General features: G+C 31.0%; 1 protein-coding gene. It reads left to right on the forward strand.

What is annotated here, in order from left to right; genetic code table 11:
• Nucleotides 1-161 precede the first annotated feature (161 nt).
• Nucleotides 162-671 carry a hypothetical protein gene (locus K8344_RS13920; RefSeq protein WP_237609283.1) on the forward strand — a complete coding sequence of 170 codons (510 nt, stop codon included), beginning with the start codon at nucleotides 162-164 and terminating at the stop codon, nucleotides 669-671.
• Nucleotides 672-995: the final 324 nt, after the last annotated feature.

Below are 995 nucleotides of genomic sequence, written 5' to 3' on the forward strand. Positions count from 1 at the left end.
AACTCAATGTTTCAGGCGTATTTGCGAGGTCGCCAAATCTTTTGATTTGGCTTTTAGAACAAAATATAAAACAAAATGCAAAAGATTTGGCTTGTGGATAATCCGAAAGGTAATTGCTTATTTTCAGCCCTACTTCTTTTATACTAAACGTTGTGCAACATATGAAAAAAACAGTATTCTTAATATTGACATTAATTACTTCAAACTTAATTTTGGCTCAAAATCGTGATGCCGAATATGATGAATATGTTAGTGAACTTGCGAATGTTGAAATTAATGAACTACTTAATTATCCAATTTCAAATTTGACGGAGAATGAAATTTTACTTAAGTTAAAGAAAAAAACAAACTCGGAATTGAATACTCTTGCATCAATATTGCTGAATTATAAGTTTGCAGAAACTCTCGACCTTAAAATTGAAGAACAGACTATGTTGCAAATGCGAATGACTGAAATGGCGGATAAGTTTTATGAAAAAAATAAATTTATATTTTTAGAATATTCTGGTGGTTATTCGCCTACTTTTGGAATTAAAGACGAAATTTATAACGATAAGAAAGTTATGATTTTACTTATGGGTGGAACTTGTATAATTGATGAGATTGCGTGGAACGAAAAACGCTTGTACTCGATATTTAATGAACGAATGAAGAAAAATATAGCGGAATAATACGTTGCACAACAATGTATATAGCTCATAGCTTGGTAGTTGCTTAATCCAAGTTTAGGCATATTTGGAAAGTCGCCAAATTTTTAAATTTACTGTAGTTTTTATTTTATATTTTGGTAACAGTAGTCCTTCGGTGGACGATTTCCAATAAAAAAGATAAATAGTAAAATTTAAAAATCTGGCTTGTGGCTCAACCGAAAATAATAGCTAATTTGCACGCTACGAGCCATATACAAAACCGTTGTGTGCAATAACCCTTGCTTGCTAGGTTATTTAAAAAATCAGTAAAGCGCGCGGATTTAGAAGGAAAATAATCAGTATTTT

The sequence above is a fragment of the Aequorivita xiaoshiensis genome (assembly GCF_022008395.1).
GTDB classification, from domain to species: domain Bacteria; phylum Bacteroidota; class Bacteroidia; order Flavobacteriales; family Flavobacteriaceae; genus Aequorivita; species Aequorivita xiaoshiensis.